The sequence below is a fragment of the Streptomyces sp. NPDC055103 genome (assembly GCF_053607625.1).
The window spans coordinates 118194-142054 of record NZ_JBSGTX010000007.1 but is presented as its reverse complement, the minus strand read 5'-3'; the positions used below and the strand labels follow the sequence as shown (position 1 = coordinate 142054).

General features: G+C 74.4%; 21 protein-coding genes and 3 pseudogenes. 13 read left to right on the top strand and 11 right to left on the bottom strand.

The window, feature by feature from the left end; genetic code table 11:
- The first annotated feature begins 142 nt into the window (after nucleotides 1-142).
- Nucleotides 143-1033, top strand: coding sequence for an endolytic transglycosylase MltG (gene mltG / locus ACWFR1_RS07415; protein WP_453547525.1), 891 nt, complete (start codon nucleotides 143-145; stop codon nucleotides 1031-1033).
- Between the two features lie 5 nt (nucleotides 1034-1038).
- Here mltG and ACWFR1_RS07410 read toward each other — a convergent pair whose 3' ends face one another.
- Complete coding sequence (locus ACWFR1_RS07410; RefSeq protein WP_453547522.1) at nucleotides 1039-2151, bottom strand: NAD(P)-binding domain-containing protein; 1113 nt, start codon at nucleotides 2149-2151, stop codon at nucleotides 1039-1041.
- Between the two features lie 67 nt (nucleotides 2152-2218).
- Nucleotides 2219-2904 (bottom strand): annotated as a pseudogene (locus tag ACWFR1_RS07405) (LLM class flavin-dependent oxidoreductase); the annotation flags it as partial.
- A 442-nt stretch (nucleotides 2905-3346) separates the two neighbouring features.
- Here ACWFR1_RS07405 and ACWFR1_RS07400 point away from each other — a divergent pair.
- The gene (locus tag ACWFR1_RS07400) at nucleotides 3347-3895 is read left to right on the top strand and encodes an FABP family protein (RefSeq protein ID WP_453547520.1); all 549 of its coding nucleotides are present in this window, start codon (nucleotides 3347-3349) and stop codon (nucleotides 3893-3895) included.
- A 4-nt stretch (nucleotides 3896-3899) separates the two neighbouring features.
- Entirely contained in the window at nucleotides 3900-5936 is a 2037-nt protein-coding gene (locus ACWFR1_RS07395; RefSeq protein ID WP_453547518.1) for a prolyl oligopeptidase family serine peptidase, read from the top strand.
- Between the two features lie 37 nt (nucleotides 5937-5973).
- On the opposite strand, the gene ACWFR1_RS07390 is transcribed toward ACWFR1_RS07395, so the two are convergent.
- The gene (locus ACWFR1_RS07390; protein ID WP_453547516.1) at nucleotides 5974-6957 is read right to left on the bottom strand and encodes a LuxR family transcriptional regulator; all 984 of its coding nucleotides are present in this window, start codon (nucleotides 6955-6957) and stop codon (nucleotides 5974-5976) included.
- A gap of 170 nt (nucleotides 6958-7127) precedes the next feature.
- Between ACWFR1_RS07390 and ACWFR1_RS07385 the strand changes: the two genes are divergently transcribed.
- Both ACWFR1_RS07385 and ACWFR1_RS07380 read left to right on the top strand, forming a co-directional pair.
- Nucleotides 7128-8543, top strand: a complete 1416-nt coding sequence (locus ACWFR1_RS07385) for an aminopeptidase P family protein (protein ID WP_453547513.1) — start codon at nucleotides 7128-7130, stop codon at nucleotides 8541-8543.
- Between the two features lie 220 nt (nucleotides 8544-8763).
- Complete coding sequence (locus tag ACWFR1_RS07380) at nucleotides 8764-9171, top strand: STAS domain-containing protein (RefSeq protein ID WP_453547511.1); 408 nt, start codon at nucleotides 8764-8766, stop codon at nucleotides 9169-9171.
- Here the strand turns inward: ACWFR1_RS07380 and ACWFR1_RS07375 are convergent.
- A pseudogene (locus ACWFR1_RS07375) lies at nucleotides 9138-9278 on the bottom strand (response regulator transcription factor); the annotation flags it as partial. The gene ACWFR1_RS07380 and the pseudogene ACWFR1_RS07375 sit on opposite strands and share 34 nt — an antisense overlap.
- On the opposite strand from ACWFR1_RS07375, the gene ACWFR1_RS07370 reads away from it, so the two are divergent.
- From ACWFR1_RS07370 to ACWFR1_RS07360, 3 genes are all read left to right on the top strand, one after another.
- Nucleotides 9220-10002 (top strand): helix-turn-helix transcriptional regulator, encoded by a 783-nt coding sequence (locus tag ACWFR1_RS07370; RefSeq protein WP_453547509.1) that lies wholly within the window; start codon nucleotides 9220-9222, stop codon nucleotides 10000-10002. The pseudogene ACWFR1_RS07375 and the gene ACWFR1_RS07370 sit on opposite strands and share 59 nt — an antisense overlap.
- 163 nt (nucleotides 10003-10165) lie before the next feature.
- The gene (locus ACWFR1_RS07365; protein ID WP_453547507.1) at nucleotides 10166-11356 is read left to right on the top strand and encodes a DUF2306 domain-containing protein; all 1191 of its coding nucleotides are present in this window, start codon (nucleotides 10166-10168) and stop codon (nucleotides 11354-11356) included.
- Nucleotides 11356-12315: a hypothetical protein gene (locus ACWFR1_RS07360; RefSeq protein WP_453547505.1), complete on the top strand. Its 960-nt coding sequence runs from the start codon at nucleotides 11356-11358 to the stop codon at nucleotides 12313-12315. The genes ACWFR1_RS07365 and ACWFR1_RS07360 overlap by 1 nt, the downstream gene beginning before the upstream one ends.
- A gap of 98 nt (nucleotides 12316-12413) precedes the next feature.
- Here ACWFR1_RS07360 and ACWFR1_RS07355 read toward each other — a convergent pair whose 3' ends face one another.
- Entirely contained in the window at nucleotides 12414-12566 is a 153-nt protein-coding gene (locus ACWFR1_RS07355; RefSeq protein WP_453547503.1) for a DUF5959 family protein, read from the bottom strand.
- A 16-nt stretch (nucleotides 12567-12582) separates the two neighbouring features.
- Nucleotides 12583-13065, bottom strand: a complete 483-nt coding sequence (locus ACWFR1_RS07350; RefSeq protein ID WP_453547501.1) for a hypothetical protein — start codon at nucleotides 13063-13065, stop codon at nucleotides 12583-12585.
- Between the two features lie 142 nt (nucleotides 13066-13207).
- Here ACWFR1_RS07350 and ACWFR1_RS07345 point away from each other — a divergent pair, with 142 nt between their 5' ends.
- From ACWFR1_RS07345 to ACWFR1_RS07335, 3 genes are all read left to right on the top strand, one after another.
- Entirely contained in the window at nucleotides 13208-13813 is a 606-nt protein-coding gene (locus ACWFR1_RS07345; protein WP_453547499.1) for an isochorismatase family protein, read from the top strand.
- A gap of 170 nt (nucleotides 13814-13983) precedes the next feature.
- Nucleotides 13984-14370, top strand: a complete 387-nt coding sequence (locus ACWFR1_RS07340; RefSeq protein WP_453547497.1) for an STAS domain-containing protein — start codon at nucleotides 13984-13986, stop codon at nucleotides 14368-14370.
- Nucleotides 14371-14491: 121 nt separating this feature from the next.
- Nucleotides 14492-14833, top strand: coding sequence for an ArsR/SmtB family transcription factor (locus ACWFR1_RS07335; RefSeq protein WP_453547496.1), 342 nt, complete (start codon nucleotides 14492-14494; stop codon nucleotides 14831-14833).
- 23 nt (nucleotides 14834-14856) lie between these two features.
- On the opposite strand, the gene ACWFR1_RS07330 is transcribed toward ACWFR1_RS07335, so the two are convergent.
- The 3 genes from ACWFR1_RS07330 to ACWFR1_RS07320 all read right to left on the bottom strand — a co-directional run bounded on the left by ACWFR1_RS07330 (nucleotide 14857) and on the right by ACWFR1_RS07320 (nucleotide 17051).
- A complete protein-coding gene (locus tag ACWFR1_RS07330) occupies nucleotides 14857-15393 on the bottom strand; it encodes a carboxymuconolactone decarboxylase family protein (RefSeq protein WP_453547494.1) in 537 nt (178 codons plus the stop codon).
- Between the two features lie 153 nt (nucleotides 15394-15546).
- The gene (locus tag ACWFR1_RS07325; protein WP_453547492.1) at nucleotides 15547-16908 is read right to left on the bottom strand and encodes a cytochrome P450; all 1362 of its coding nucleotides are present in this window, start codon (nucleotides 16906-16908) and stop codon (nucleotides 15547-15549) included.
- Entirely contained in the window at nucleotides 16905-17051 is a 147-nt protein-coding gene (locus ACWFR1_RS07320) for an aromatic-ring hydroxylase C-terminal domain-containing protein (protein ID WP_453547622.1), read from the bottom strand. Before ACWFR1_RS07320 ends, ACWFR1_RS07325 begins: the two co-directional genes overlap by 4 nt.
- 140 nt (nucleotides 17052-17191) lie before the next feature.
- Here ACWFR1_RS07320 and ACWFR1_RS07315 point away from each other — a divergent pair.
- Both ACWFR1_RS07315 and ACWFR1_RS07310 read left to right on the top strand, forming a co-directional pair.
- Nucleotides 17192-17896: pseudogene (locus tag ACWFR1_RS07315) on the top strand (phosphoenolpyruvate hydrolase family protein).
- A gap of 144 nt (nucleotides 17897-18040) precedes the next feature.
- Nucleotides 18041-21166, top strand: a complete 3126-nt coding sequence (locus tag ACWFR1_RS07310) for an AAA family ATPase (RefSeq protein ID WP_453547489.1) — start codon at nucleotides 18041-18043, stop codon at nucleotides 21164-21166.
- Here ACWFR1_RS07310 and ACWFR1_RS07305 read toward each other — a convergent pair.
- Nucleotides 21148-22818 carry a serine/threonine-protein kinase gene (locus ACWFR1_RS07305; protein WP_453547620.1) on the bottom strand — a complete coding sequence of 557 codons (1671 nt, stop codon included), beginning with the start codon at nucleotides 22816-22818 and terminating at the stop codon, nucleotides 21148-21150. The two genes, ACWFR1_RS07310 and ACWFR1_RS07305, sit on opposite strands and share 19 nt — an antisense overlap.
- 53 nt (nucleotides 22819-22871) lie before the next feature.
- A complete protein-coding gene (locus ACWFR1_RS07300) occupies nucleotides 22872-23756 on the bottom strand; it encodes a tetratricopeptide repeat protein (protein ID WP_453547487.1) in 885 nt (294 codons plus the stop codon).
- Nucleotides 23757-23861: the final 105 nt, after the last annotated feature.

Below are 23861 nucleotides of genomic sequence, written 5' to 3'. Positions count from 1 at the left end.
CCGGCGTCTTCCACTTCCTGGGTTGGCTCGTCTGACGATCGCAGTGCCCGGCGCCGTCGGTTCCCCGTCCCAGGGGACCGGCGGCGCCGCCGCGTGCGCGGGGCTCCCCGGAATCCCGTACGACGCGGGTTAGCGTGCGGCCATGACGTACCGGCAGTCGTCACCGTACGCACCCCCACGCCACCCCCGCCGCCCCTCACTTCCCCGCCCTCCCCGTCGCTCCCGCCTCACCCGGCGCGGCCGGCTGGCGCTGCTGCTCGGCGCGGTCGTCGCCGTGGCGGCGGCGATCACCGTCCCGCTCCTGCTCCCCGGCGACGAACCGGCCGTCGAACAGCCCCGTAGCCTCGTCGTCCCGGAAGGGTGGCGGGCGGGGCAGATCTACACGGCCGTCGACCGGGCGCTCGGACTGCCCGAGGGAACGGCGCGAAAGGCCGCGACCGTACCGGGCGCGGTCCTCCCGCTCCCCGCCGCGGCGGGCGGCAATCCGGAGGGCTATCTGTTCCCCGCCACGTACCCGGTCGTGGCCGCCACCACCCCGGAGGGACTCCTCCGCTACATGGCGGAGACCGCGGGCAAACGGTTCGGCACCGAGCGGATCGCCGAGGGCGCGCGGGCGTACGGCATGAGCGTCTACCAGGCGGTGATCACGGCCAGCATCGTGCAGGCGGAGGCCGACAGCCCCGAGGACATGGCCAAGGTCGCCCGGGTCGTGCACAACCGGCTCGCCCGGGGCATGGCCCTGCAGATGGACTCGACCCTGAACTACGCGCTGGGCCGCAGCACCGTCGACACGACCTTCGACGACACGAAGATCGCGAGCCCGTACAACACGTACGAGCGGAAGGGCCTGCCGCCGACGCCCATCGGGAACCCGGGGGAGCAGGCGCTGGACGCGGTGATCCGCCCGGCGGACGGCGACTGGCTGTACTTCGTCACGGTGGCCCCGGGGGACACCCGCTTCACCGCCGACTACGCGCTCCACCAGGAGAACGTGGCGGAGTTCAACGCCAACAGGCGGGCCGCGACGTCCTGAGACCTTCAGACGGCGGCGACGGCGGTGGCGGGCTCGCGGTCCAGCAGGCGGCGGATGTCCGAGACGGCCGCGCGGCCGGCGCGGTTGGCGCCGATCGTCGAGGCCGAGGGGCCGTAGCCGACGAGATGGACGCGCTCGTCCCGGGCCGCCCGCGTCCCCTCCACCCGGATGCCGCCGCCCGGCTCCCGCAGGCGCAGCGGCGTGAGGTGGTCGATGGCGGCCCGGAAGCCGGTCGCCCAGAGGATCACGTCCGCGTCGACGGTCCGGCCGTCGTCCCAGGCCACCCCGGTCGGGGTGATCCGGTCGAACATCGGCAGCCGGTCCAGGACGCCGCGCTCGCGGGCCTCGCGGATCGCGTCGTTGAGCGGGAGGCCCGTGACCGAGACGACGCTCTGCGGCGGCAGTCCGCGGCGTACCCGCTCCTCGACGAGCGCCACTGCGGCGCGGCCTTCCGCCTCGCCGAAGGGTCCCTCGCGGAAGACGGGCTCGCGCCGGGTCACCCAGGTCGTCGCGGCGGCGGCCTCGGCGATCTCCATGAGGTGCTGGGTCCCGGAGGCCCCGCCGCCGACGACGATCACCCGCTTCCCGGCGAACTCCTCGGGGCCGGGGTAGTCGGCGGTGTGCAGCTGGCGGCCCCGGAAGGTCTCCTGCCCCTGGTAGCGCGGCCAGAAGGGGCGGTCCCAGGTGCCGGTCGCGTTGATCAGGGCGCGCGTGGCGTACCGGCCCTCGGAGGTCTCGACGAGCAGCCGCCCGGCGCCGCCCTCCCGCACGGCGGTGACGTCGACTGGCCGGTGGACGCGCAGGTCGAAGGTCCGCTCGTACGTGTCGAAGTACGCGCCGATCACCTCCGAGGAGGGGCGCATGGGGTCGGCGCCGGTCAGCTCCATGCCGGGCAGCGCGTGCATCCCGTGCACCTTGCCGTACGTGAGGGAGGGCCACCGGAACTGCCAGGCGCCGCCCGCGCGCGGGGCGTGGTCGAGGACGACGAAGTCCCGGTCCGGCTCCAGGCCGGCCCGTCGCAGGTGGAAGGCGGCCGAGAGCCCCGCCTGCCCGGCGCCGATGACGACGACGTCCACCGCGCTGACATCCGCGACCGCTGCTACCCCAAAATCGTTCACGGTTCTACCAACCGCCCGGGGGTCGCGGTTCTTCCCTTTCCGGTCAGCCGGTCAGCCGGTCAGCCGGTCAGTCGGTCAGTCGGTCGGTCGGTCGGCCGGTCAGCAGCCCGCGGGCCGCGAGCTCCGGTGTCACGCCCTCGCCGAACCAGCACGCCTCCTCCAGGTGCGGGTGGCCCGACAGGACGAAGTGCTCCGCGTGCCGAGTCGCGCGAGACTGTGTGCAGCCGGACTCCGAAGCGGACCTTCCGTCCGCGTTCCTCCGCGAGGCGGCGGATCCAGTCGATCTTCTCCTTCACCTGCCACGGCGGCTCGCCCCAGGTCAGATAGACGTCCGTGTGCTCCGCCGCGACCGGGCCCGCCGCCGCGGACGAACCGCCGAGGAAGACCTCCGGCAGCGGGTCCGGCGGCAGGGCGGTCAGCCCCTCTCGATCCGGAAGTGCTCGCCGTCGAAGTCGTACGGCCGCCCGCTCCGGACGCCCCGTACGACCGACAGGAACTCGGCCGTGCGCGCGTCCGCCGGTCGTGGTCCAGGCGGTCGCCGAAGCGGCGCCGCTCGGCGGAGTCCCCGCCGGTCACCACGTTGAGGAGCAGCCGGCCCCGGGTGATCCGCTGGTACGTGGCGGCCATCTGCGCCGCCAGTACGGGTGAGATGACGCCGGGCCCGAACGCGACGAGGAACGTGAGGCGCTCGGTGTGCTGGGCGAGCGCGACCGTGGTGAGCCAGGCGTCCTCGCACCAGGAACCAGTGCAGGTGGACGGTCGTGAGGGGGCCTTTCCGTCAGCGCGTCGAAGGTGCGCCGCGGCGGTCGTGGGCTCGGAGCGGGCACGCGCGCACGACGTCAGGGCGTCACGAAGGGAGACGAGGGGGAGGGTGAGAGGGCGTCAGCGGCCGCGGCGACACGCGGCGGAGGCCACCCGCAGCAGGTCGATGTGACCGCGCGTGGTGAGCAGGGCTGAACGCAACATGGCGCGGACGTAGCGGCCTCCGGGGGTCGGGTCAACGACCGTCCCGGGGCGTGGACTCGCGGGGATAGCCACGGGCAGGCCTCGGGCCGCGTCCGGAAAGTCCCGCCGGGCGGACCGCGCTGCTTTCCGGACACGGCCCAGGGGTGTCCCGCCGATCAAGCCGGGCCCGACCGGCGGGACACCCCCTAAGCTGCGATCCGGCACAGGCCCCGACCCAGGAGCGCACCTCATGTTCGACCGCGACCGGAAGCACCCGTACCCCGACGCCCTCCGCACGGACCAGGCACCCGCGCCGCACGCGCTCCTCGCGCCGGTGACCGGTCTCCTGGGCACCTGGGTCGGCCGGGGCCGCGGCGCGTACCCGACGCTGGCCGAGGAGTTCGCGTACGAGCAGGAGGTCACCTTCAGCCACGACGGGCGCCCCTTCCTCCACTACGACGCCCGCGCCTGGATCGTCGACGCCGACGGCACCCCGCAGCGGCCCGCCGCCCGCGAGACCGGCTGGTGGCGTCTGCAGCCCGACGGGCGCGTCGAGGCGCTGATCACCCAGCCCACCGGAATCGCGGAGATCCTCGTCGGCGGCGCGGCGGACGACGGGGTCGACCTCACCACCCATCAGGTGGCACTCACCCCGACGGCCAAGGAGGTGACCGCGACCCGCCGCCGCTACACGCTGACCGGCGAGGACACGCTCGACTTCCGCCACGACCTCGCGGCGGTCGGGCAGCCGCTGCAGTACCACCTCTCGGCACACCTCCGACGCGAGAACGGGAACTGAGTCCATGCAGCAGCGTGTGAGCGACGCCGATCCGTACCTGTGGCTGGAAGACGTGTCGGGCGAGGCGGCCCTGGCCTGGGTGGCCGAGCGGAACGCGGAGACGGCCGGCGTCCTCGTCGCCGACCCCGCCTTCGCGCCGCTCAAGGAGCGCGTCCGCGAGGTGATGGACGCCGCGGACCGCATCCCGTACACCGTCCGGCGCGGCGCGTACCTCTACAACTTCTGGCGCGACGCCGAGCACGTGCGAGGCGTGTGGCGGCGCACCACCCTGGAGCAGTACCGCAAGGACGCCCCCGAATGGGAGGTCCTCCTCGACGTCGACGCGCTCGCCGCGGCCGAGGACGAGAAGTGGGTCTGGGGCGGGGCCCGCGTGCGCCGCCCCGCGTGCGACCGGGCCCTCGTACAGCTCTCGCGCGACGGCGGGGACGCCGTCGTGGTCCGGGAGTTCGACCTCTCCACCCGGCGGTTCACCGAGGACGGCTTCCGGGTGGAAGAGGCGAAGACCCGAGCCGGCTGGATCGACGCCGACACCCTCTTCGTCGGTACGGACACGGGCCCCGGCTCCATGACCGACTCCGGCTACCCGCGCCAGGTCCGCAGGTGGCGGCGGGGCACCCCGGTGGAGGAGGCCGAGCTCGTCTTCGAGGCCGGGCAGGGGGACGTGTCGGCCTGGGGGTATCACGACAGCACCCCCGGCTTCGAGCGGGACTTCGTCGGCCGCGCCCTCGACTTCTTCCGCAGCGAGACGTATCTCCTGCGGCCCGACGCGACGCTCGTCAGGATCGACGTCCCCGAGGACGCCGTCGCGTACGCCCACCGCCGGCACCTGATCGTCACCCTGAAGTCCGCGTGGCTCGGGCAGCCGACGGGCTCCCTCCTCGCGTTCGACTTCGACGCCTTCCTCGCGGGGGACCGTACCCCCGAGGTGCTGTTCACCCCGGACGAGCGGACGGCGCTCGCCGGGCACGCGTGGACCCGTCACCACCTGATCCTGGAGACGATGCACGACGTCAGCACCCGCATCGAGGTCCTCACCCCCGCCCCCGACGGCGGCTGGACCCGCGAGCCGCTCGTCGGCGTCCCGGAACTGTCCGCCGTCAGCGTCGTCGACACCGACCCCGACGTCTCCGACGAGTACTTCCTCGACGTGTCGGGATTCCTCCAGCCCTCCACCCTGTACCGCGGGACGATCGGCGCCGACACGGAACTCCTCAAGCAGGCCCCGGACCGCTTCTCCGCCGCCGGACTCACCGTGGAGCAGTACTTCGCGACCTCCCGCGACGGCACGAGCGTCCCGTACTTCGTCATCGGCCCCGACCACGCCACCACCGGTCCCGGCCCCACGCTGCTCTACGGCTACGGCGGCTTCGAGGTCTCCCTCACGCCCTCCTACGGCTCCGTCACCGGCCGGGCGTGGCTGGAGCGCGGCGGCACGTACGTGATCGCGAACATCCGGGGCGGCGGCGAGTACGGACCGGACTGGCACCAGGCCGCGCTGGGCGCCGACCGGCCCCGGGCCTTCGAGGACTTCGCGGCCGTCGCCGAGGACCTCGTCGCGCGCGGCGTCACCACCCCGGCCATGCTCGGCGCCTCCGGCGGCAGCAACGGCGGCCTGCTCATGGGCGCGATGCTCACCCGCCACCCCGGACTCTTCGGCGCGATCGTCGCCCAGGTGCCGCTGCTCGACATGACCCGCTTCCACAAGCTCCTCGCGGGCGCGTCCTGGATCGCCGAGTACGGCGACCCCGACGACGAGGCCGACCTGCCGCACCTCCGCGACATCTCCCCGTACCACCGACTCGCGGCGGACGCGGCCTACCCGCCGGTGCTCCTGATGACCTCCACCCGCGACGACCGCGTCCACCCCGGCCACGCCCGCAAGACGGCGGCGCGGCTGCGGGAGTTCGGCCATGAGGTGCTCTTCCACGAGAACACCGGCGGCGGACACGCGGGCGCCGGCGACAACGAACAGGCCGCGCACAACAGCGCCCTCGTCCACACCTTCCTGTGGCAGCGTCTCGCGGGGTCGGTCGCGGGCTGATCTCCACGGGTCCGGGCGCGTTGACGCGGGCCCGGCGTCACAGCCAGCCGGAGCGCTGGGCCTGCAGGGCCATCTGGAACCGGCTCGTGGCGCCGAGCCGGGCCATCAGGATCTGGATCCGGCGGAACAGCGTGCGACGGCTGACGCCGAGCTCCCGGGCGATCACGTCGTCGCTCGCGCCGCCCGCGAGCAGCCACAGCAGGCGGCGGTCGGCGGGCGGCAGGCCACCCGGGCGGGCGGTGTGGCCGTGGAAGGGCAGGGCCTGCTGCCAGGCCTGCTCGAACAGCGCGACGAGCGCCGAGAGCAGGCCGCAGGGCTGCACGACCAGCATCGTGTTGTGGACGTCGGCCTCCTTGATCGACAGCGACACCAGCGCGTACGCGTCGTCGATGATCACCAGCTTGACCGGCACCGACGGCAGCACCCGCGCCTGCTCGCCGGCCTCGACGCAGGGCTCGATGGCCGATTCCAGATTGCCCGGCAGCTCCAGCGACTCCCGCGAGTACACGACGCGCTGCGTCACCCCGCGGGCGAGGGTGGCCAGCGCGTCCTCGGTGGCGCCGGGCAGCGGGAAGTACGGCGGGGAGTCGAGCTGGCGGATCTGGTGGCGGGCACTCGCCCAGGCCTGGCGCATCCGCAGGCCGATCGCGTCGCCGCTGACGACCTCCACGAGGTGGTCGGTCTCACCCGCGAGCCGCTGCCGCCGGAACGCCTCGAACGCGCTCCCGACGGTGATGCGGGACTCGTCGAGCTCCGCGGCCCGGTGCCGGCCGAGGATCTCCAGGCCCGCCGCGGGCGGCACGGGCGCCACGACGTCCTCGCCCTCCACGGCGGCGTTCGCGAGCCCCGCGTCGACCAGGGCGCCGTACGCCGCCGAGAGCGCGTCCCCCTCGAGGCCGGCCGCCGAACCGATCGCGCTCAGCCGGGCCGGCGCCCGCTGGAGCAGTTCGAGGTAGACCCGGACCGCGTCCTGATCGATCCCGAGGAGCCGGAGGGCCTCACCGAGTTTCGCGTTCGCCATGAGCCGCATTATCGACGGCCGGCGCCCCTTCCGCACCCATGCACGAGGCCCGCGATGGCCGATCTGTGCCACTGGCGGTCCTGGGCACCCAGCGGCCGCCGAGCGCAGTACTGTCCGTGAGGCGCCGATGACCGGCTGCCGAGGACCCCACCGAGAAGAAGGTGCATCGCATGGCGAAGCGTCGCAAGAACGGGCTCTACGACGGCGTCTCCGCGGAGCTCTCCGCCCTGATGCGGACCGGCTGGGCCGACACCGAGCGCCACGGCCTGGAGGCCGAAGAGCAGGCCCCGTACGCGGCCGCCCGCCGCGCCGCCCTCTCGGCCCTCTTCCCCGGCGAGCGCCTGGTCATACCTTCCGGCAACCTCAAGACCCGCTCGAACGACGACACCTACCCGTTCCGCCCGTACACGGGTTACGTGCACATGACCGGCGACCAGGCCCGCGACGGCGCCCTCGTCCTCGAACCCCGCGCGGACGGCGGCCACGACGCCTACTGCTACCAGCTGGCCCGCGACAGCCGGGACAACGACGAGTTCTGGATCGGTTACACGGCCGAACTGTGGATGGGCCGGCGCCGTTCGCTCGCCGAGTCGGAGATCGTCCTCGGCCTGCCCTGCCGCGACGTCCGCACCATCGCCGCGGACCTCGCCGCCGCCTCCACCGACGTTCCCACCCGGATCGTCCGCGGCCACGACCCGGCCCTGGAGGCCGCCGTCACCACCGACGAGGACCGCGACTACGAGCTGGAGGAGGCGCTCAGCGACCTCCGCCTCGTCAAGGACGACTGGGAGATCGGCGAGATGCGCAAGGCGGTGGACTCCACCGTCCGCGGATTCACCGACTGCGTCGCCGAGCTGTCCCGGGCGATCGCGACGTCCGAGCGCTGGATCGAGGGCACCTTCTTCCGCCGCGCCCGCCTGGAGGGCAATGCCCTCGGCTACGGCTCGATCTGCGCCGCCGGCGAGCACGCCACGATCATGCACTGGACGGACAACGACGGACCGGTCCGCCCCGGCGAGCTCCTCCTCCTCGACGCCGGCGTGGAGACGAACTCCCTCTACACCGCCGACGTCACCCGCACCCTCCCGATCAGCGGCACCTTCAACGACGTCCAGCGCAAGGTGTACGACGCGGTGTACGAGGCCCAGGAGGCCGGCTTCGCCGCGGTGAAGCCGGGCGCCCGGTACCGCGACTTCCACGAGGCGTCGCAGCGCAGCATGACGGCGAAGCTGGTCGAGTGGGGCTTCATCGAGGGCCCCGTCGACCGGGCGTACGAGCTCGGCCTGCAGCGCCGCTTCACGATGGCGGGCACCGGCCACATGCTGGGCCTCGACGTCCACGACTGCGCCCACGCGCGCAACGAGGAGTACGTCGACGGTCTCCTGGAGCCGGGCATGGTGCTCACCGTCGAGCCCGGCCTGTACTTCCAGCCGGACGACCTGACCGTCCCCGAGGAGTGGCGCGGCATCGGCGTCCGGATCGAGGACGACCTGGTCGTCACCGAGAACGGCAACGAGAACCTGTCCGCCGGACTGCCGCGCTCCTCGGGCGAGGTCGAGGCGTGGATGGCCGAGTTCGCGGGCTGATCCACATACTGCCCAGGGGCCTGTCCGGCGGATGAGGGCCGGACAGGCCGCCTGAGGGGCGCGTTCGTTCGCTCGCGCGTTCGGAATTGTGGGCGTCAGGGGCTCCGAGCGGCCCGCGTATTCACCGGTTCAGGTGACAGTGGTCGAGGCGAAACGTCCCTCCCGGCGCTGACGCGGCCACGCTCGACGGGACACATGGACCCACCCTGTGGAGCGTCCGATGCAGTTGATTCCCCGTCACGACCCGCACCTCCTCGTCCGCTCGACCGGCGGACACACCGTCGCCGCGCTCCGCGGTGAGCTCGATCTCGTCCTGGTGCGACACCTGCGGCCCGAGCTCGACGCCCTCGTCCGGGAGTCCGACGCCCTGTCGGTCGACATCCGCAGGATCACCTTCTGCGACGCCACGGGTCTGGGCCTGCTCGCCCACTGTGCCGGACGGGTCCAGGCGCGGGGCGCCCGCTGGCGGCTGATCTGCGACCAGCCGTGGATCCTCCGGCTCATCCGCCTGACGGCGCTCGGCGAGCTGCTCCGCCCCGAGGCGGCAGCACCCGGGGACCAGCCGCCGGCCCACGGGGCCCCGGGCGCCCGGCCCTCCGAGCCCGGGGTGACGAGCCCGGTCTCGTAGGCCGCGATGACCGCCTGGGCGCGGTCGCGCAGTCGGAGCTTCGACAGGATGCGGGCGACGTGCGTCTTCACCGTCGCCTCGCTCAGCCGGAACCGTGCGGCCAGTTCGTCGGCCGCCGACATCGACGTCTACGGTGCTCCGCTGCTCGCGCTCCTCGCAGCAGCGGGAGTCGTGATCGCGACGGCCGGCGCGCTGCTCCCGGCGGGCTGGGCGGCCCGCACGAGCACGGCGCGGGCCCTGCGGGCGGAGTGGCGGGAGGACGGCCCTGCCGTCGCCCCCGCTCGTCGGACGAGACCTCCGCGATACCGTCGCGGCATGTCTGAAGTCCGGTTGACGACGCCCTCCTACCTCGTGCTCGGCCTCATCGACCAGTTGGGCGAGGCCAGTCCGTACGACGTGAAGGTCGAGGCCGCGCGGACCGTCGCGCCCTTCTGGTCGATGCCGCACGCGCAGGTGTACGCCCAGTGCGACCGGCTCCTGGAGGCGGGACTGCTGTCGGAGGTCCGTCAGACCGGTGGCCGGAACAGGCGTCTGATGAAGCTGACGGAGGAGGGGGCGGCGGCCCTGCGCGGCTGGCTCGCCGACTCCTCCTTCGTCCCGGTCGAGGCCCGTGAGCGGGGCATCCTCAAGCTGTGGTTCGGCGCGAGCCCGCGCGTCCACGCCCCGGTGCAGGCCGAGGAGCACCGGCGGACCCTCGGTGAGTATGAGGAACTGGCGGACGGGGTAGGGGAGTTGCTCACGCGCGGGCAGCGGGAGGCACTGGAGTTCGGCATCCGGTACGAGCGGATGATGGTCGATTTCTGGCAGTGGGTCGAGACCCGCGAGCCCTGACGGGGGAGAGGTGACGTTCCACGGGCGTCACCAGCGCGGCAACGAGCGGCGTCGCCAGCCGTGTTACCGCCGGTGTTACCGATGGGTTGACCCCAGCCGCCTCCCGCCCTACCTTCCTCCATAGTCCAAACAGGACTATCGCGCGTTCGGAGGGGGAACCGCCGTGGGACGTCCGACAAGCACGAGACGGGGGAGGGCCGCCGCCCTCGCGATCACGGTGGTCTGCGTGGCGTACGCGCCGATCGCGGCGACCGAGCTCTGGCCGTACGCGAGCCCCGGGGCGCCCGCCCTCGGCGAGTGGCTCCTCGGCCGGTCCGTCTCACCGGAGTTCGTGGCCGAAGCCGTGCGCGACCGGATGGGACCGTACGGCCGCAGTCTGGCGCCGCTGATCGTGCACTCCGTCCTCGGCGGCCTGCTGATGCTCCTCGGCCCCGTCCAACTGCTCTCGGCGGTACGGCGGCGCGTCCGGCTGCACCGGATCACCGGGACCGTCTTCGCCGTCACCGTGTACGTGTCGATGGCCGGTGCCGCCCTCTACCTCGTCCGCACCCCGCCGGAGCAGGCGTTCAGCGGGGCTGCGTTCTGGATCGTCCTCGCCACGATCCTCGTCGGCACCGTCGGCAGCGTGACCCTCGGCGTCCTCGCCGCCGTCCGCGGCCTCCCGGACCTGCACCAGCGCTGGATGCTGCTCTGCTACGGCTTCCTGATGACCGCTCCGCTGCTGCGCCTCGAATGGGGCTTCCTGCCCTCGCTCTACCCCGGGCTCTCGATCCAGGAGATCAACCGCGTCGCGATCATGCACCTCGGTTCCCTCGTCTCCTTCGGCGCCCTGCTCGCCTCCCGCGCGCTCGACCGGCGCACCACCGTCCCCGGCCTGACCGGTACGTGGTGTCCAGGGCCGGTCCTGGCCGCCGCCCACCTCGCGGGCGCCGCCGGACTGACCTGGATCACGGTCGCCTTCCTCGACCGGGGGACCGGCGGACGCCGGCTGCTCCTCGCCTACGTCGTCCCGTACGCCGTCACCTACGCCGTCATCGCGGTGCGGGCGGCACGCGCGCGCGTGCGCGGTGCGGACTGGGCGCGCGAGGAGTGGCGCCTGCACCTGGCTGCACTGTGCCTGGCCCCCGCGTTCTCGGCGGTGTCCGTGCCCGTACTGGAGCGGACCATGGGCCTCGACCGGCTCACGGCCCTGATCGCGGGCGTCGGCATCGGCTGCGGCATGCTCGCCTACGCGGCCGTCACGGTGGTCAGCCTGCGCGTACTGCACGGTCGCGAACTCCTCAAGCGGCAACGGACGTCGGCCGCGCCGGACATGGCCCCCGTAGCCGCCGCGACCCGGGGAGGCGACCTCTGATGAGCACCTCGAACGAGTACACGGCGTCGACAACGCCCCCGCCCCCGCCTTCGGCCCCGGTCTCGGGTGATGCGGACGCTCTCCACGGCAGGGAACTCTCACCCGCCGTGGTGCTCCTGAGCGGAGTCGTGGGCGGTATCAGCCTCACCGTGGGCACCCTGCTCGCGGTCACGAGCGTGGCCGGCCGCGCGGCGGGCGCCTGGGTGTCCCCGGAGGCGCTCACCCCCGGTGTCGTCGGCGCCGCCATGGCCGGCGTGGCACCCGCGCTGTTCACCCTCGGCAGGGCCCGCGTCTGGGAGGAGGCGCGGAGCCTCGTCCTGCCGCTCGTGATCGTCCTCGTCGGCCTCTTCACGGTGAGCCTGCTGAACGGCGGCGCCCTCCAGGCCGTCCACGGCGGCCCGCTGTTCCTGGCCCTCTTCAGCCTCGGCTGGGTCGCCACCCTCGGGCTGCTCGGGCTCGCGGCCGCCGCGTGCCTGGTCGCGCAGTACCGCAGGCCCGCCCCGTCGTCCGGGGCCGGACGCCCGCGCGTCGCGCCGCTGCCCGGCTGGTCGAAGCCGCTGCTCGCGGTCCTCGGCTCCGGATGGCTCGGCATCGGCGCGGGCCTGCTCGCCTTCCCCGCCTTCTGGGGTCCGCTCGTGCCGTGGACGGTGAACCGCGCCGACGCGCAGGGCCTCGGCGTATGGGCGCTGGCCCTGGGTGTCGGCGTCCTCGGCTCCCTGGCCGAGGACGACCTGACCCGTATCCGCCCCGCCCTCACGGCCGTCCCCGCGGTGGCACTCGCGACCGCCGTCATCCTCGCGGTCCACGCCAGGGCCGTCGACTGGACGTCGGGCCCGGGCGCGTCCCTCCTCGCCCTCGTCACCGGCCTGTTCGCCACCGGCGTCTCGGGCCGCCGACTCCTGTCGAGGGCGAGAACCGCCGCCGGCGGCGAGCTGCGGCAGAGCCCGTCATCAGAGTGATCGGGCTGTAACGCCGGACTGACGGAGGTGGAGGCGCCGAGACGCGCGCCGACGTCCAGCGACAGCCGGGTGTCGGTGTCGATGTCGGCCCGGTGTGCTCAGCCGGTCGTGGGCCAGGTCTCCCAGACCAGGTCGGGGCGTCGGTACGCGTCGTCGAACCAGGCATCGACCAGGGCGAGCGTGATCGTCACCGTCGTCAGGGACATGGAGGGGGCCTCGATCGTGACCCCGCACCGGTCATTGTCGGCCATCCCCGGCGATAGTGGCTTAGCGGGCGCCGGACGAGGCCCAGCCTTCGTTGTCACGGTGGCGGTCCAGCCCCACTGCCTCGAACTCGTCCTCACCCAGGCTCCTTCGCGCGCCAAGCCGCCCCAGGGCCTGGGAGATCGGGCTGACTGTTCGGGAGAACCGCTTCTTCGTGGGCTCATCCAGCGGCCCCAGGACCAGCGCCCCGTCAGCCCAGACGGCGGCTCGTTGCTCGCCGACGCCACCGAAGTACTCGGCCTCCACATAGGCAACCGGCCCTGAGGCCGACCACTGAGCGAGCAGCCTGTCGAAGCCACCCGGCAGCCGCCAGAATCCGAGAGCCCCTGTGGAGCTGCCGTCCGTGACGCCGTCGTAGACCTCATCCGTCATCGGCATCAGCGACAGGCCCTGTCGAAGGGGCGCCACTCGTGCTCCCTGAACGTTCTGTGCTGCGGCACGCAGCAGCTCGTCCCCTGCGATCACCGCCTGCAGTACGTAACCCACCCCAGGCCCCTCCCCAACCGATTGGAGCCCTCATCTTGCCTGAAGCGTCGCGCACGAACCGGAGCACCTGTCACTACAGAACCCACTACCCGCCGGCCGAAATCCTCTGGAGCCGCGGGGCCGTGGGGGTGATCATGGTGGGATGACCCAGTGCGCGCAGCCCGTCGACGACGTGACCGTGAACGGCCTCACCGTGGACGCCCTGATCGTCGTGGACGTGCAGTCGGCCTTCGTCGTCGGTGACGGGGCCGTGCCCGCGGCCGGGCGGCTCGTCGACCGGACGGCGGACCTGATCGCCCGGGCGCGGAGGGACGGGGCGCTCGTCGTCCACCTCCAGAACGACGGGCCGCCCGGCGCGGAGGACGAGCCCCACACGCCGGGCTGGGAACTCCACCACCCGGTCCGGCCGGGCCCCCGGGAGCTGGTGATCCGCAAGCCCCGGGACGACGGCTTCCACGAGACCCCGCTGGGCGGCGTCCTCACCGGCGCGGGAGTCACGGCGGTGGCCGTCTGCGGCGTGATGTCCGAGATGTGCGTGCAGGCGACGGCTCGTACGGCCCTGGCGCGCGGCTACCGCGTCGTCGTGCCGTACGACGCCCACGCGACCCAGGACTGCCCGGCGGTGCCGGGGGTCTGCGAGGCCGTACCGGCCGCGACGGTCTCCCGCGTCGCCGCGTACGCTCTCGGGAGCGACGCGGAGGTCACCGTGCCCGCCGCCGACGTCACCTTCAGGTCGCCCGTCTCCTAGGGAGCGGGGCGAGGATCGGTGGCCCGGGGCCGGGACGTCCGCCGTCCTATCCGGTCCGTGAGACGGTCGATTGCATAATCCTGCAATTCATTACATCCTGGTCCGGCCCCCACACCCCAGGACCGCTCCGGACCCGTCACCACCGCCGTACGACAGGGAAGACGACGCGCATGACCATCGAATGGCGTTACACGGTCCAGCAGGAGCTGGGCGTGTTGTCCCTGGCCGGGTTCCTCGGTGCCGATGCCCTCGGGCGGTTCACCGGGGCCGTGGGCTGGGCGGTGGCGCGCGGCACGGGGCCCGTCGTCCTCGATCTGAGCCGGCTGCGCGGCTGGTCCACGGGCGGGCAGCTCGCCGTCACGGAGGCCGCCCACCGACTCCGGGCCGCCGGGCGGAGCCTCGAGCTCGCCGCGATCCCCGCCGACGGCCCCCTCGTCCCCGTGGGCGAAGGCCCGGCGATCCCGGTCCACTGCGACCTCGACGCGGCGTTCGCCGCCCACCTCGACGCGGGTGCAGAGCAGCGCGCCTGGCGCAGCGACGCGTGGCCGAGCGAGTGAGCCGAGCCCGGCACTTCACGCGGCCCGACTCCGCCGATCGGTAGATCGCGCGTCCCGGAAAGCGCGAGGATGGGGCCATGGTGCAGAGAGTTGGTTCGACGCGAGGCGCGGGGTGGGTGCGATGAGCGGGCCGCTCTATCAGTTGAAGGCGGAGTTCTTCAAAAGCCTGGGACACCCCGTCCGGATCCGCGTCCTGGAGCTGCTGAGCGAACGCGAGCGCGCGGTCGCCGAGATGCTGCGTGACATCGGAGTCGAAGCGGCTTACCTCTCCCAGCAGTTGGCCGTGCTGCGCCGCGCGAACCTGGTCGTCGCCCGGCGCGAGGGCGTGACCGTGTACTACACCCTGACCAGCCCGCGGGTGGCGGAACTCCTGATGGTGGCGCGCTCGATCCTCTCCGGTGTCCACGCGGATCGGGCCGAACTGCTCGCCGACCTCAGGGCGGGCTCGTCCCCCGCGTCCTAGGAGGTGCGCCGGCCCCTTCCTCGTCATCTCTGGGGATCACCGTCCGGCTGGATCCCCGCCAGGAGGTTGAAGGCCCCGGTCAGCAGGTTGAGCGTGACCACCCCGACCACCTCGGCGATCACCCGGTCGCTCCAGCCGTGCGCCCGTACCTCGGCGACGTCCTCGTCCGCCAGGGAGCCCGGCTCGGCGAGGACCTTGAGTGCGAGGCCGATGAGCGCGGCCTCGCGCTGATCGGTCGACGTGCCCTGACGGGCCAGTTCGATGTCGGTCTCGCTCAGCCCCGTCGCCCGCCCGGCCGAGACGTGCGCCTCACGGCACGTTCCGCAGCCGATCCACTCCTGCACGGCGAGCGACAGCTTCTCGCTGAGGGAGCGGGGGATCTTCACCCGCTTCATCGCCCGGGACAGGCTCAGATAGCCGTCGAGCAGTGCCGGCGAGTGCGCCATCGTCGACACCATCTCGCCGACGGAGCCGTGCCGTTCGGCGATGTCGGTCAGCACCTCCCGCGCCCGGCCCGGCGCCTGCTCGGGGGTGAGTGCGGTCAGTCTTCTCGTGGTCACAGAGCCTCCTCGTTATACCCGTGGGGGGTATAACGCGGGGTGGGGTCGGGGAGTTCCCGGGGTGCGGGGGTTCTTGCTGTGTCGGGGGAAGCAGGGGGCGGCAGAGGTCAGGACAATGTCAGGGGTCAGGGGTCAGGGGTCAGGGGTCAGGGGTCAGGACAGTGTCAGGCGGGACGGGCTGTGGAACACCCAGTCGGGCGCGTACTCCACCTCCACCCCCGGCCGGGCGCCGGGCGCGAGCGCCGGAAGGCGGTCGAGCAGGACACCGAGACCGATCTCGGCCTCCGCGCGCGCCAGCGCCGCCCCCGCGCAGTAGTGGATGCCCAGACCGAAGGCGCAGTGCCGGCCGCTGTCCCGGTGGATGTCGAGGACATCGGGGTCCGGGAAGCGGTCCGGATCCCGGTGGGCCGACCCCAGGACCAGCTGGAGGCGGTCGCCCCGGCGGACGGTCCGGCCCGCCAGCTCCGTGTCCCGGTGCGCCCACCGCGACACCATCTGCACCGGCGGGTCGTGGCGCAGGAACTCGTCCACCGCGTTCGGCAACAGACCGGGATCGGCCCGGAGTTCGGCCCCGACCTCCGGGCGGGCCAGCAGCGCGAGCACCGCCTTCCCCATCAGCCCCGTCGTCGTCTCGTGCCCGGCGGTCAGCAGATGCGTACAGGTCGCCGCCAGCTCCGACGCGCTCAGGGACGGATCCTCCACCCCGGCCCGCGCCAGCGCCGACAGGAGGTCCCCTCGGTCCTCGGTACGCCGCGCCGCCAGCTCCCGGCGGAAGTAGCCGTCCAGCTCCGCCGCCGCCCGCTCCGCCGCTTCCAGCGCGGCCGGAGTCCGGTCGCCCCGCGTCCCGCCTGCCTGCTGCAGGGCCAGCGCCCGCGCACGGAACCACGGCCACCGCTCGGCCTCCACCCCGAGCAGCCCACCGATGACCAGCAGCGGATACGGGGCGGCGAACCCTTCGGCGAGCTCCACCACGGGCCGCCGCGCGAGCGGCGCTACGAGCTCCTCCGCGATCTCCCGTACGCGCGGCCGCAGCGCCGCCACGGCGGCCGCCCCGAGCGGCGGCGTCACCCGTGCCCGCAACCTCGTGTGCCGGGGCGGGTCGAGGAAGACGAGCCAGTTCTCGACGACCCGCCGCAGCGTGACGCAGCCGTCCGGGACCGGCGCCGCGCGCGCCGTCAGCGGGGACGTACGACGGAAGTCCCGCCCCGCCAGGACGTGCGCCACCTCCGCGTGGCCGAAGAGGTACCAGGTCGTGGGCGCCACCCCGCCGTGCTCGTCACGCCCGCCCCGCACGGCGTGCACGGGGTCCGTCTCCCGGTAGCGCCGGCAGACGGGGTACGGGTCGGCCAGGTCGAGCCGCGCCGGGTCGAAGGGCTGCGGTGGTTCCAGGGGCTCCAGGGGTTCCGGGGGTTCCGGGGGCTTCGGCGGCCCGCCCGAGCCAGTCCCGCGCGAGCCAGTCCCGCCCGCGCCCGGTCGGGACCCGCCGGCACGGGACCCGACCGTCCGCCCGCTCACCCGCCCGCGCCCCGTACGAGATCCGCGATCCGCAGCGGATCGGATGGCGGGGCCGTCCCGCGCCACGCCACGTGCCCGTCCGGGCGCACCAGGACGAACCCCGTGCCGGGCCTACCGAACGACACCCCACACCGAGGAGTCACCACCGTGAACACCGGATCCACCGTCAGCCGCCAGGACGTCCTCGCCCGGTTGCGCGCCCAGGTCGCCGCCGGCCGGCCGATCGTCGGCGGGGGCGGGAACGGGACTCTCCGCCAAGTGCGCCGAGGCCGGCGGGGTCGACCTGCTGATCATCTACAACTCCGGCCGCTAACGGATGGCGGGTCGCGGCTCGCTCGCCGGACTCCTGCCGTACGGAGACGCCAACGCGATCGTGCAGGACATGGCCCGCGAGGTGCTGCCCGTGGTCCGCGACACCCCCGTCCTCGCCGGGGTCTGCGGGACGGACCCGTTCCGCCGCATGGACCTCTTCCTGGACGAACTGAAGGCCATGGGCTTCGCGGGCGTCCAGAACTTCCCGACGGTCGGTCTGTACGACGGCACCTTCCGCGTCAACCTGGAGGAGACCGGCATGGGGTACGGGCTGGAGGTCGACATGGTCAGGGCCGCCCACGAGCGGGACCTGCTGACCGCCCCGTACGTCTTCGACGCGGAGCAGGCGGCCGACATGGCCGCCGCGGGTGCCGACGTCCTCGTACCCCACGTGGGGCTCACCACCAAGGGCGCCATCGGCGCGGGCACGGCGATGACGCTCGACCAGGCGGCCGCGGCGGTCCAGGAGATGCACGACGCGGCCAAGCGCGTGAACCCCGACGTCCTGGTCCTCTGCCACGGCGGGCCCATCGCGGAGCCGGAGGACGCGCGCTATGTCCTGGAGCACACCACCGGCGTCGTCGGCTTCTTCGGCGCCTCGTCGATCGAACGGCTGCCCACGGAGCGGGCCGTCACGGAGCAGACCCGCGCCTTCAAGGCCCTCGCTCTCGGCTGACGGACGGGTGAGGCCGGCCGGGGTGGCGATGTCCGGGTGATGTCGTCCGGCCGACGGTTGTTGTCGGTGGCGTGCCGTACAACTGAGAGCGGGGAAAGAGCACGACCGCGCGGCCGATGTGCCGCAGCGGGAGGGGGGCTGTACGTGGACGACTTCACGGACCAAGGGTGCGCCGACCGCGCGCCGCTCGCCGGGCGAGCCCGGGAACTGGACCGGCTGGACGGGCTGCTGGGCTGCCGCACGGAGGGTACGGGACCGGTGGCCGTGGACGTCACGGGCGAGCCAGGCATCGGCAAGACCCGGGTCCTGACCGAGTTCGCGGTACGGTCCAGGGGGCGGGGAGCGACCGTCCTGCGCGGCTGCGCGGGAACGCCCGAAGGGGACGGCGGCACCCCTTTCCAGGCCTTCCTGGACGCGTTCGCCGACCTCGACCACCAGAAGCGCGCCACCGCCCCGGCCCTGGCCGAACTCGCCGGGCTCGTCGAGCACGACGACCGTGAGGACCGTCATGGGGTGCAGGGCGGACAGGGGCCTCTCGCGCGCGTGCGGCGGATCGGTGCCGCGCTGGGCCGCGTACCGGCGCCCGGGCTCGTCCTCCTCCTCGACGACCTCCACCGGGCCGACCCGGCCACCGTCGCCCTCGTCGACCACATCCTGCGGCACCCGCCGCGCGCACCCGTCCTGGTCGTCGTGGCCCGCCGGGAGCGGCAGACCGCGCCGGCTCTCGCCTCCTCCCTCGCCCGGGCCGCCGACTCCGGCGCCCTCGCCCGGCTGCCCCTCGGCCCGCTGACGGCGGACGAATGCGCCGAGGGCCTCGCCCCCGGGGCGGCGCAGGACACGGTCCGGGAGCTCCACGCGGCCAGCGGCGGAAACCCCCTCTACTTCCGCGCCCTCGCCCACACCCGTGGCCGCCCCGGCGGTGCCCCCGGCACCGGACCGGTGGCGGTCCTCCTCGACGAACTGACGGCGCTCGGCCCGGTGGAGCGGGCGGTCGTCGAGGCGATCGCCGTGCTCGACGGCCGGGCCACCACCGAACTGGTCACGGCCATGGCGGTCCCCGCCAAAGCCGCCGACGGGACCGAGGGGGGACGGAGCGGAGAGAGGGAGTGCGAGGAGGGCGCGGGCGGTCGGGAGGCGATCGGCGTGGCCCTGCGGGCGCTGGCCCGCCGCGACCTGGTCCGGCCCGACGGGGACGGCCGTAGCCTCGGCCCCCGCCATCCGGCTCTCCCGGAACTGGTCAGGGGCGCCCTCGACCCGTGGCGCCGCCGCGAGCTCCACCGGCGGGCGGCGGCCGCACTCGCCCGGGCCGACGCACCCGCGACCGAGCGCGCCCCGCACCTCGTGGGCGCGTCGACAGGACCGGACGCCGAGACCGCGGCCGTACTCGTCGAAGCCGCCGAGCGGACAGGGACCGTCGACCCCGCGCGCGCTGCCCACTGGCTCGCGGCCGCCCTCGACCACCTCCCCGACACCCCCGAACACCTCGCGGGCCGACACGAACTGACGCTCCGCCGAGCCCAGGCCCTCGGCGCGGCCGGACGCGTCGCGGAGAGCCGGGACCTCCTCCACCGACTGATCGACACCTGCGGCCCGGACTCCGGCCCGGGCTCAGGCCCGGACTCCAGTCCCGATCGCGCAGCCGGTGCCGCCCCTGGTGCTGTCCCCGACGCCGACGCCGACGCCGACGCCGACGCCGACGCCGACTCCGACTCCGACTCCGACTCCGACCCTGGTGCAATCCCGGGCGCCGACCCCGGCGGCGGCGCCCCTGACACGGCCGCGGTCCGGACCTCCGCCGTCCTCCTCTGCGCGTTCATGGAGCGTCACCTCGGCCGCTACTCCGAGGCGGACGCGCTGCTCCGCCGCGAGCTGGAGCGCACCCCCGGCCCCCGGGCCGGGCTGCGGACCGGACTCGTCGTCGAGTGGGGCGCCCGGGCCCTCTTCTCCACCCGCTACCCCGAGGTCCGCGCGGAGGTCGCCCGGACGCTCGACGGGGCGCGGCTCCGCCGCGACGAGGCGGGCACGGTGGAGGCCCTGACGCTCGCCGCCCTCGGCGAGGCCTACGAGGGCGAGACCGCCACGGCCCGCGCCCGCGCGACGGAGGCCGCGGCGCTCACCGACGCCCTCACGGACGGCGAACTGGCCGGCCACGTCGAGTCGCTGGTCCGCCTGAGCTGGACCGAGGCCTTCCTGGAGGAGTACGGAACGGCCGAGCGTCACACCGCGCGGGGCATCGCGGTGGCCCGCCGCGCGGGACGGCCCTTCGCGCTCTCGCAGCTCCTCCTCTGCTCGGCGTACGTCCACTTCGTCACCGGCAGGGCCGGCGCCGCGCTCGACCTGGCGGAGGAGTCCCTCGGCGTCGCCGAGCCCCTGGGCGGCGCCGAACTCCTCGGCTTCAGCCGGGCGATCCGCGCCACCGTCCTCCTCCACACCCGGCCCCTCGGCGACCCCGAGGGGCTTACCGCCGCGGAGGAGGCCGCGGCCACCGTGGGCACCGCCCAGGGCTGGTGGGCCACGCAGGCCCGCTGCATGCTCGCCCACAGCGTCCCGCTCCACCAGGACCCGCACCGGGTGCGGGGGGCGCTCCTGCGGGCGGGCGGCGACCAGGACCTGTCCCGGCTCCAGCCCTCCCTGCGCCCGGGCTATCTCGAGCTCCTCGCCGGGGCGGCCCTCGCGGCCGGAGACCCGGCGGAGGCCGAGCGCGTGGCCCGGCGCGCCCTCGCGGAGGCGGCACGGCTCGGTCTGCCCGTCCAGCGCGGGGCCGCCCAGCGCGCGTGGGGGCAGGTGCTGGCCCACCGGGGCGAAGCGGCGGCCGCCGCCGAGGCGTTCACCGAGGCCGCGACGGAGAGTGCCCGCTCCGGGGCCGGGCTGCGCGAGGCCCACAGCCTGCTCCTCGCCGCCCCGCAGGTACAGGCCGCGGGCGACGGACTCCGGGCCGCCGCGCTGTGGCGCAGGGGCCGCCGCCTGGCCGCCGACGGCGGCGCCCGCATGCTGGTCGACCTGGCCGACCGGACGAGACCGGCCCCGCCGGTCGGCGGCGCCGTCGGCGGACGCCTCTCCGTACTCACTCCGCGCGAGCGCGAGATATCGGTCCTCGTCGCCGAAGGGCTGACGAACCAGGCGGTGGCCGACCGGCTCTGTCTGAGCCCCCGCACGGTCGAGAGCCATGTCGCCCGGGTCTACCGCAAGACGGGTGTGGAGACCCGGGCGGGCCTCGCCTCGCTGGTCGTCAGGACCGGGGTGGGCGGCGGTCAGTTCTCGCGGGGATGAGTGGCGGTCACCCGGCCCTTCGTGTCGGCGCTGAGGTACGCCACGCCGTACGTGTCGGACAGGTAGAGGCTCAGGCCTGGGCCGCTCCCCAGGAGCGTCGAGCCGGGGGTGACGACGAGGTACCGGCTGGTGGGCCGGTCGATGCCCAGGTCCTCGTCGGCCCGCTTCAGGAGCGCGGGCAGGGCGTCCCACGCGAAGGCGTCCAGGTCGGTCGGGACCGAGCCGGGGAACGCGGTGCCGCCGGGGCCCTCACGGACGGCCACGTCCTCGCCCCGGTACACGTACCGGTCGTAGCGCTTCGTACTGCCCTCGACCAGTGACTGGGCCACCGCGTACTCCGGGTACACGACGAAACCGGTGACCTTCGCACCGTCCGTGGCGGCGTGGACCGCGGCGACGGCGGCCCTGATCCCGGCGGGTGTGAGCAGATCGCGCTCCTTCGGCGTCGACGCCTTCCCCGGCGTAGGTGTCGGTGTCGGCGTCGGAATCGACGCCGTCGTCGTGCCGGGGCGCTGGGCGCCCGGGCCCTGCTGCGAGGGCGGCGCGGTGGTCGGGCCGTCGCCCGCCTCGCCTGGCCGCCAGTCCCAGGTCATGGCGCCGACGGGGATGCCGACGGCGAGCACCACGACGACGGCGCCGCCGAGGAACCGGCCGACACGCCCCCTCCGCCGCCCGCCGCCGGACTGCCCCGCCGAGGGCGGCTCCGCCGCACCCACGGACGCGGACACAGGTACGGGTACGGCGACGGGTACGGAAGGCGCTGTTTCGGGATGCCCGGACACGGGAGGCGCGAGCCGGAACGAGGTCGTCCCGCCACCGGGCGTCTGCTCGACTCCGTCGGCCTCGGCGTCCGTCTCGGCCTGGGCCTCGGCGTCCGCCGGTGCCGAGCCGGTCGCGGCGGCGGCCAGGGCGCGGTCGAGTTCCGCGGTGTCCGGGCGGGCGGCCGGGTCCCGCACCAGCAGCCGGGTCAGGATGTCGGCGAGCGCGCCCGCCCGCCGGGGCGGTGGCACGTTGTCGGAGAGCACGGCCGCCAGGGTCGCGAGGGTGGTCGCCCGGCGCAGCGGGTGGTGGCCCTCCACCGCCACGTACAGCAGCATGCCCAGGGACCACAGGTCGGCGGCGGGGCCGCTCGAAGCGGCGCGGATCCGCTCGGGCGCCATGTAGTCGGGCGAGCCGATGATCGAACCCGAGGCCGTGAGGACGGTGGACTCGCGGATCGCCGCGATGCCGAAGTCGGTGAGGACGGGCCGCCCGTCCGGACGCAGCAGGACGTTGGCGGGCTTCACGTCACGGTGCTCGATGTCCCGGTCGTGGGCGGCCGTCAGCGCGGCGAGCAGGCGGTGTCCGAGCACGGCGGCCTCGGTGGGCGTCATCGGGCCCCGGTCGAGGCGGTCCTGGAGCGAGCCGCCGGTGACCAGCTCCATCACGAGCCACGGGTACGTTCCCTCGCCCGCGTCCACGATGTGGTGGATCGTCACCACGCCCGGATGATCGATCCGGGCCAGCGCCCGCGCCTCACGGAGCACCCGTGCCCGCAGTGTCCGGGCGCCCTCGGCGTCGTACTCGGCCAGCGCGGGATCCGGCGGACGCACCTCCTTGAGGGCCACGTCGCGGTGGAGGGCCAGGTCGCGGGCGCGCCAGACCGTTCCCATGCCGCCGCCGCCCAGTCGCTCCACCAGCTCGAAGCGGCCGTCGATCACTCTGCTCACACGCACCCCTGTACTCGGGTCCTCGGAGCGGTGGCGGCCGACGGGCCGACCCCGCCCACGTCGCCGTACACGCTCACCTGGTAGCGCCCTGACACCTCGTACGGGTCCGGCGGCAGCCACAGTCCGCAACCGGTGTCGTCGTCCGTGCCGGGGACGTCGAGGCGGACGCCGGCAGCGGGGTCGAGGAGGTCGGTCAGCTCCGCGCGGATCGCCACGAGTTCGGCGCGCAGTCGGTCGCGTTCCGCCGCCCCCGGAATTCCGCGCAGGCCGCGCCGGGCCTCCCGGAGGGCCTCCTCCAGGACCACTCCTGCCCGGGCGGTTCCCCAGACCGTCCGTACCTGCCGGGCCCGTGCGCGCAGGGAACGCGCGGCGGCGCCGTGGTCGCCGACCGAGCGCCACAGGTCGGCGGCGCGTTCGTAGGCCCGGGCCGCCTTCTCCGGCGCCCCGGCCGTACCGAGGGCCTGCGCGGCACGGTGGCTCAGGGCCGCGCCGTGGTGGCGGTCGGCCCGGAGCCGGGCCTCGGCCGCCGCGAGCGCGTACTGCCGGGCTGCCCGATCGGGCTCGCCGAGCCGCAGCGCGCAGAAGGCGAGCCAGGCGCTTGCCCGTGCGCGAGCCGCCTCGTCCCCGTCCTGCGGGGGCCCGGCCAGGACCTCCTCCAGGACGGTGGCGGCCTCCTGCCACCGGCCGCGGGCGGCGTGGGCGGAGCCGAGGCGGAGCCGGGCGAGGACGCCGAGTCGGGGGTCCTCACCGGAGCGGTCGGACAACTGGACGGCCTCGGTGAGGAGCGACACCGTCTCGTCGTCGCCGGGACGACAGCGCCGACCACGCTCGCCCCGCGGGTCGAGCCCGTGGCGCACGGCCGGCAGCCCGTCGCTCACCATCGCCCCGCCAGCCCCGCCAGCCCCGCCAGCCCCGCCAGCCCCGCCAGCCCCGCCAGCCCCGCCAGCCCCGCCAGCCCCGCCAGCCCCGCCAGCCCCGCCAGCCCC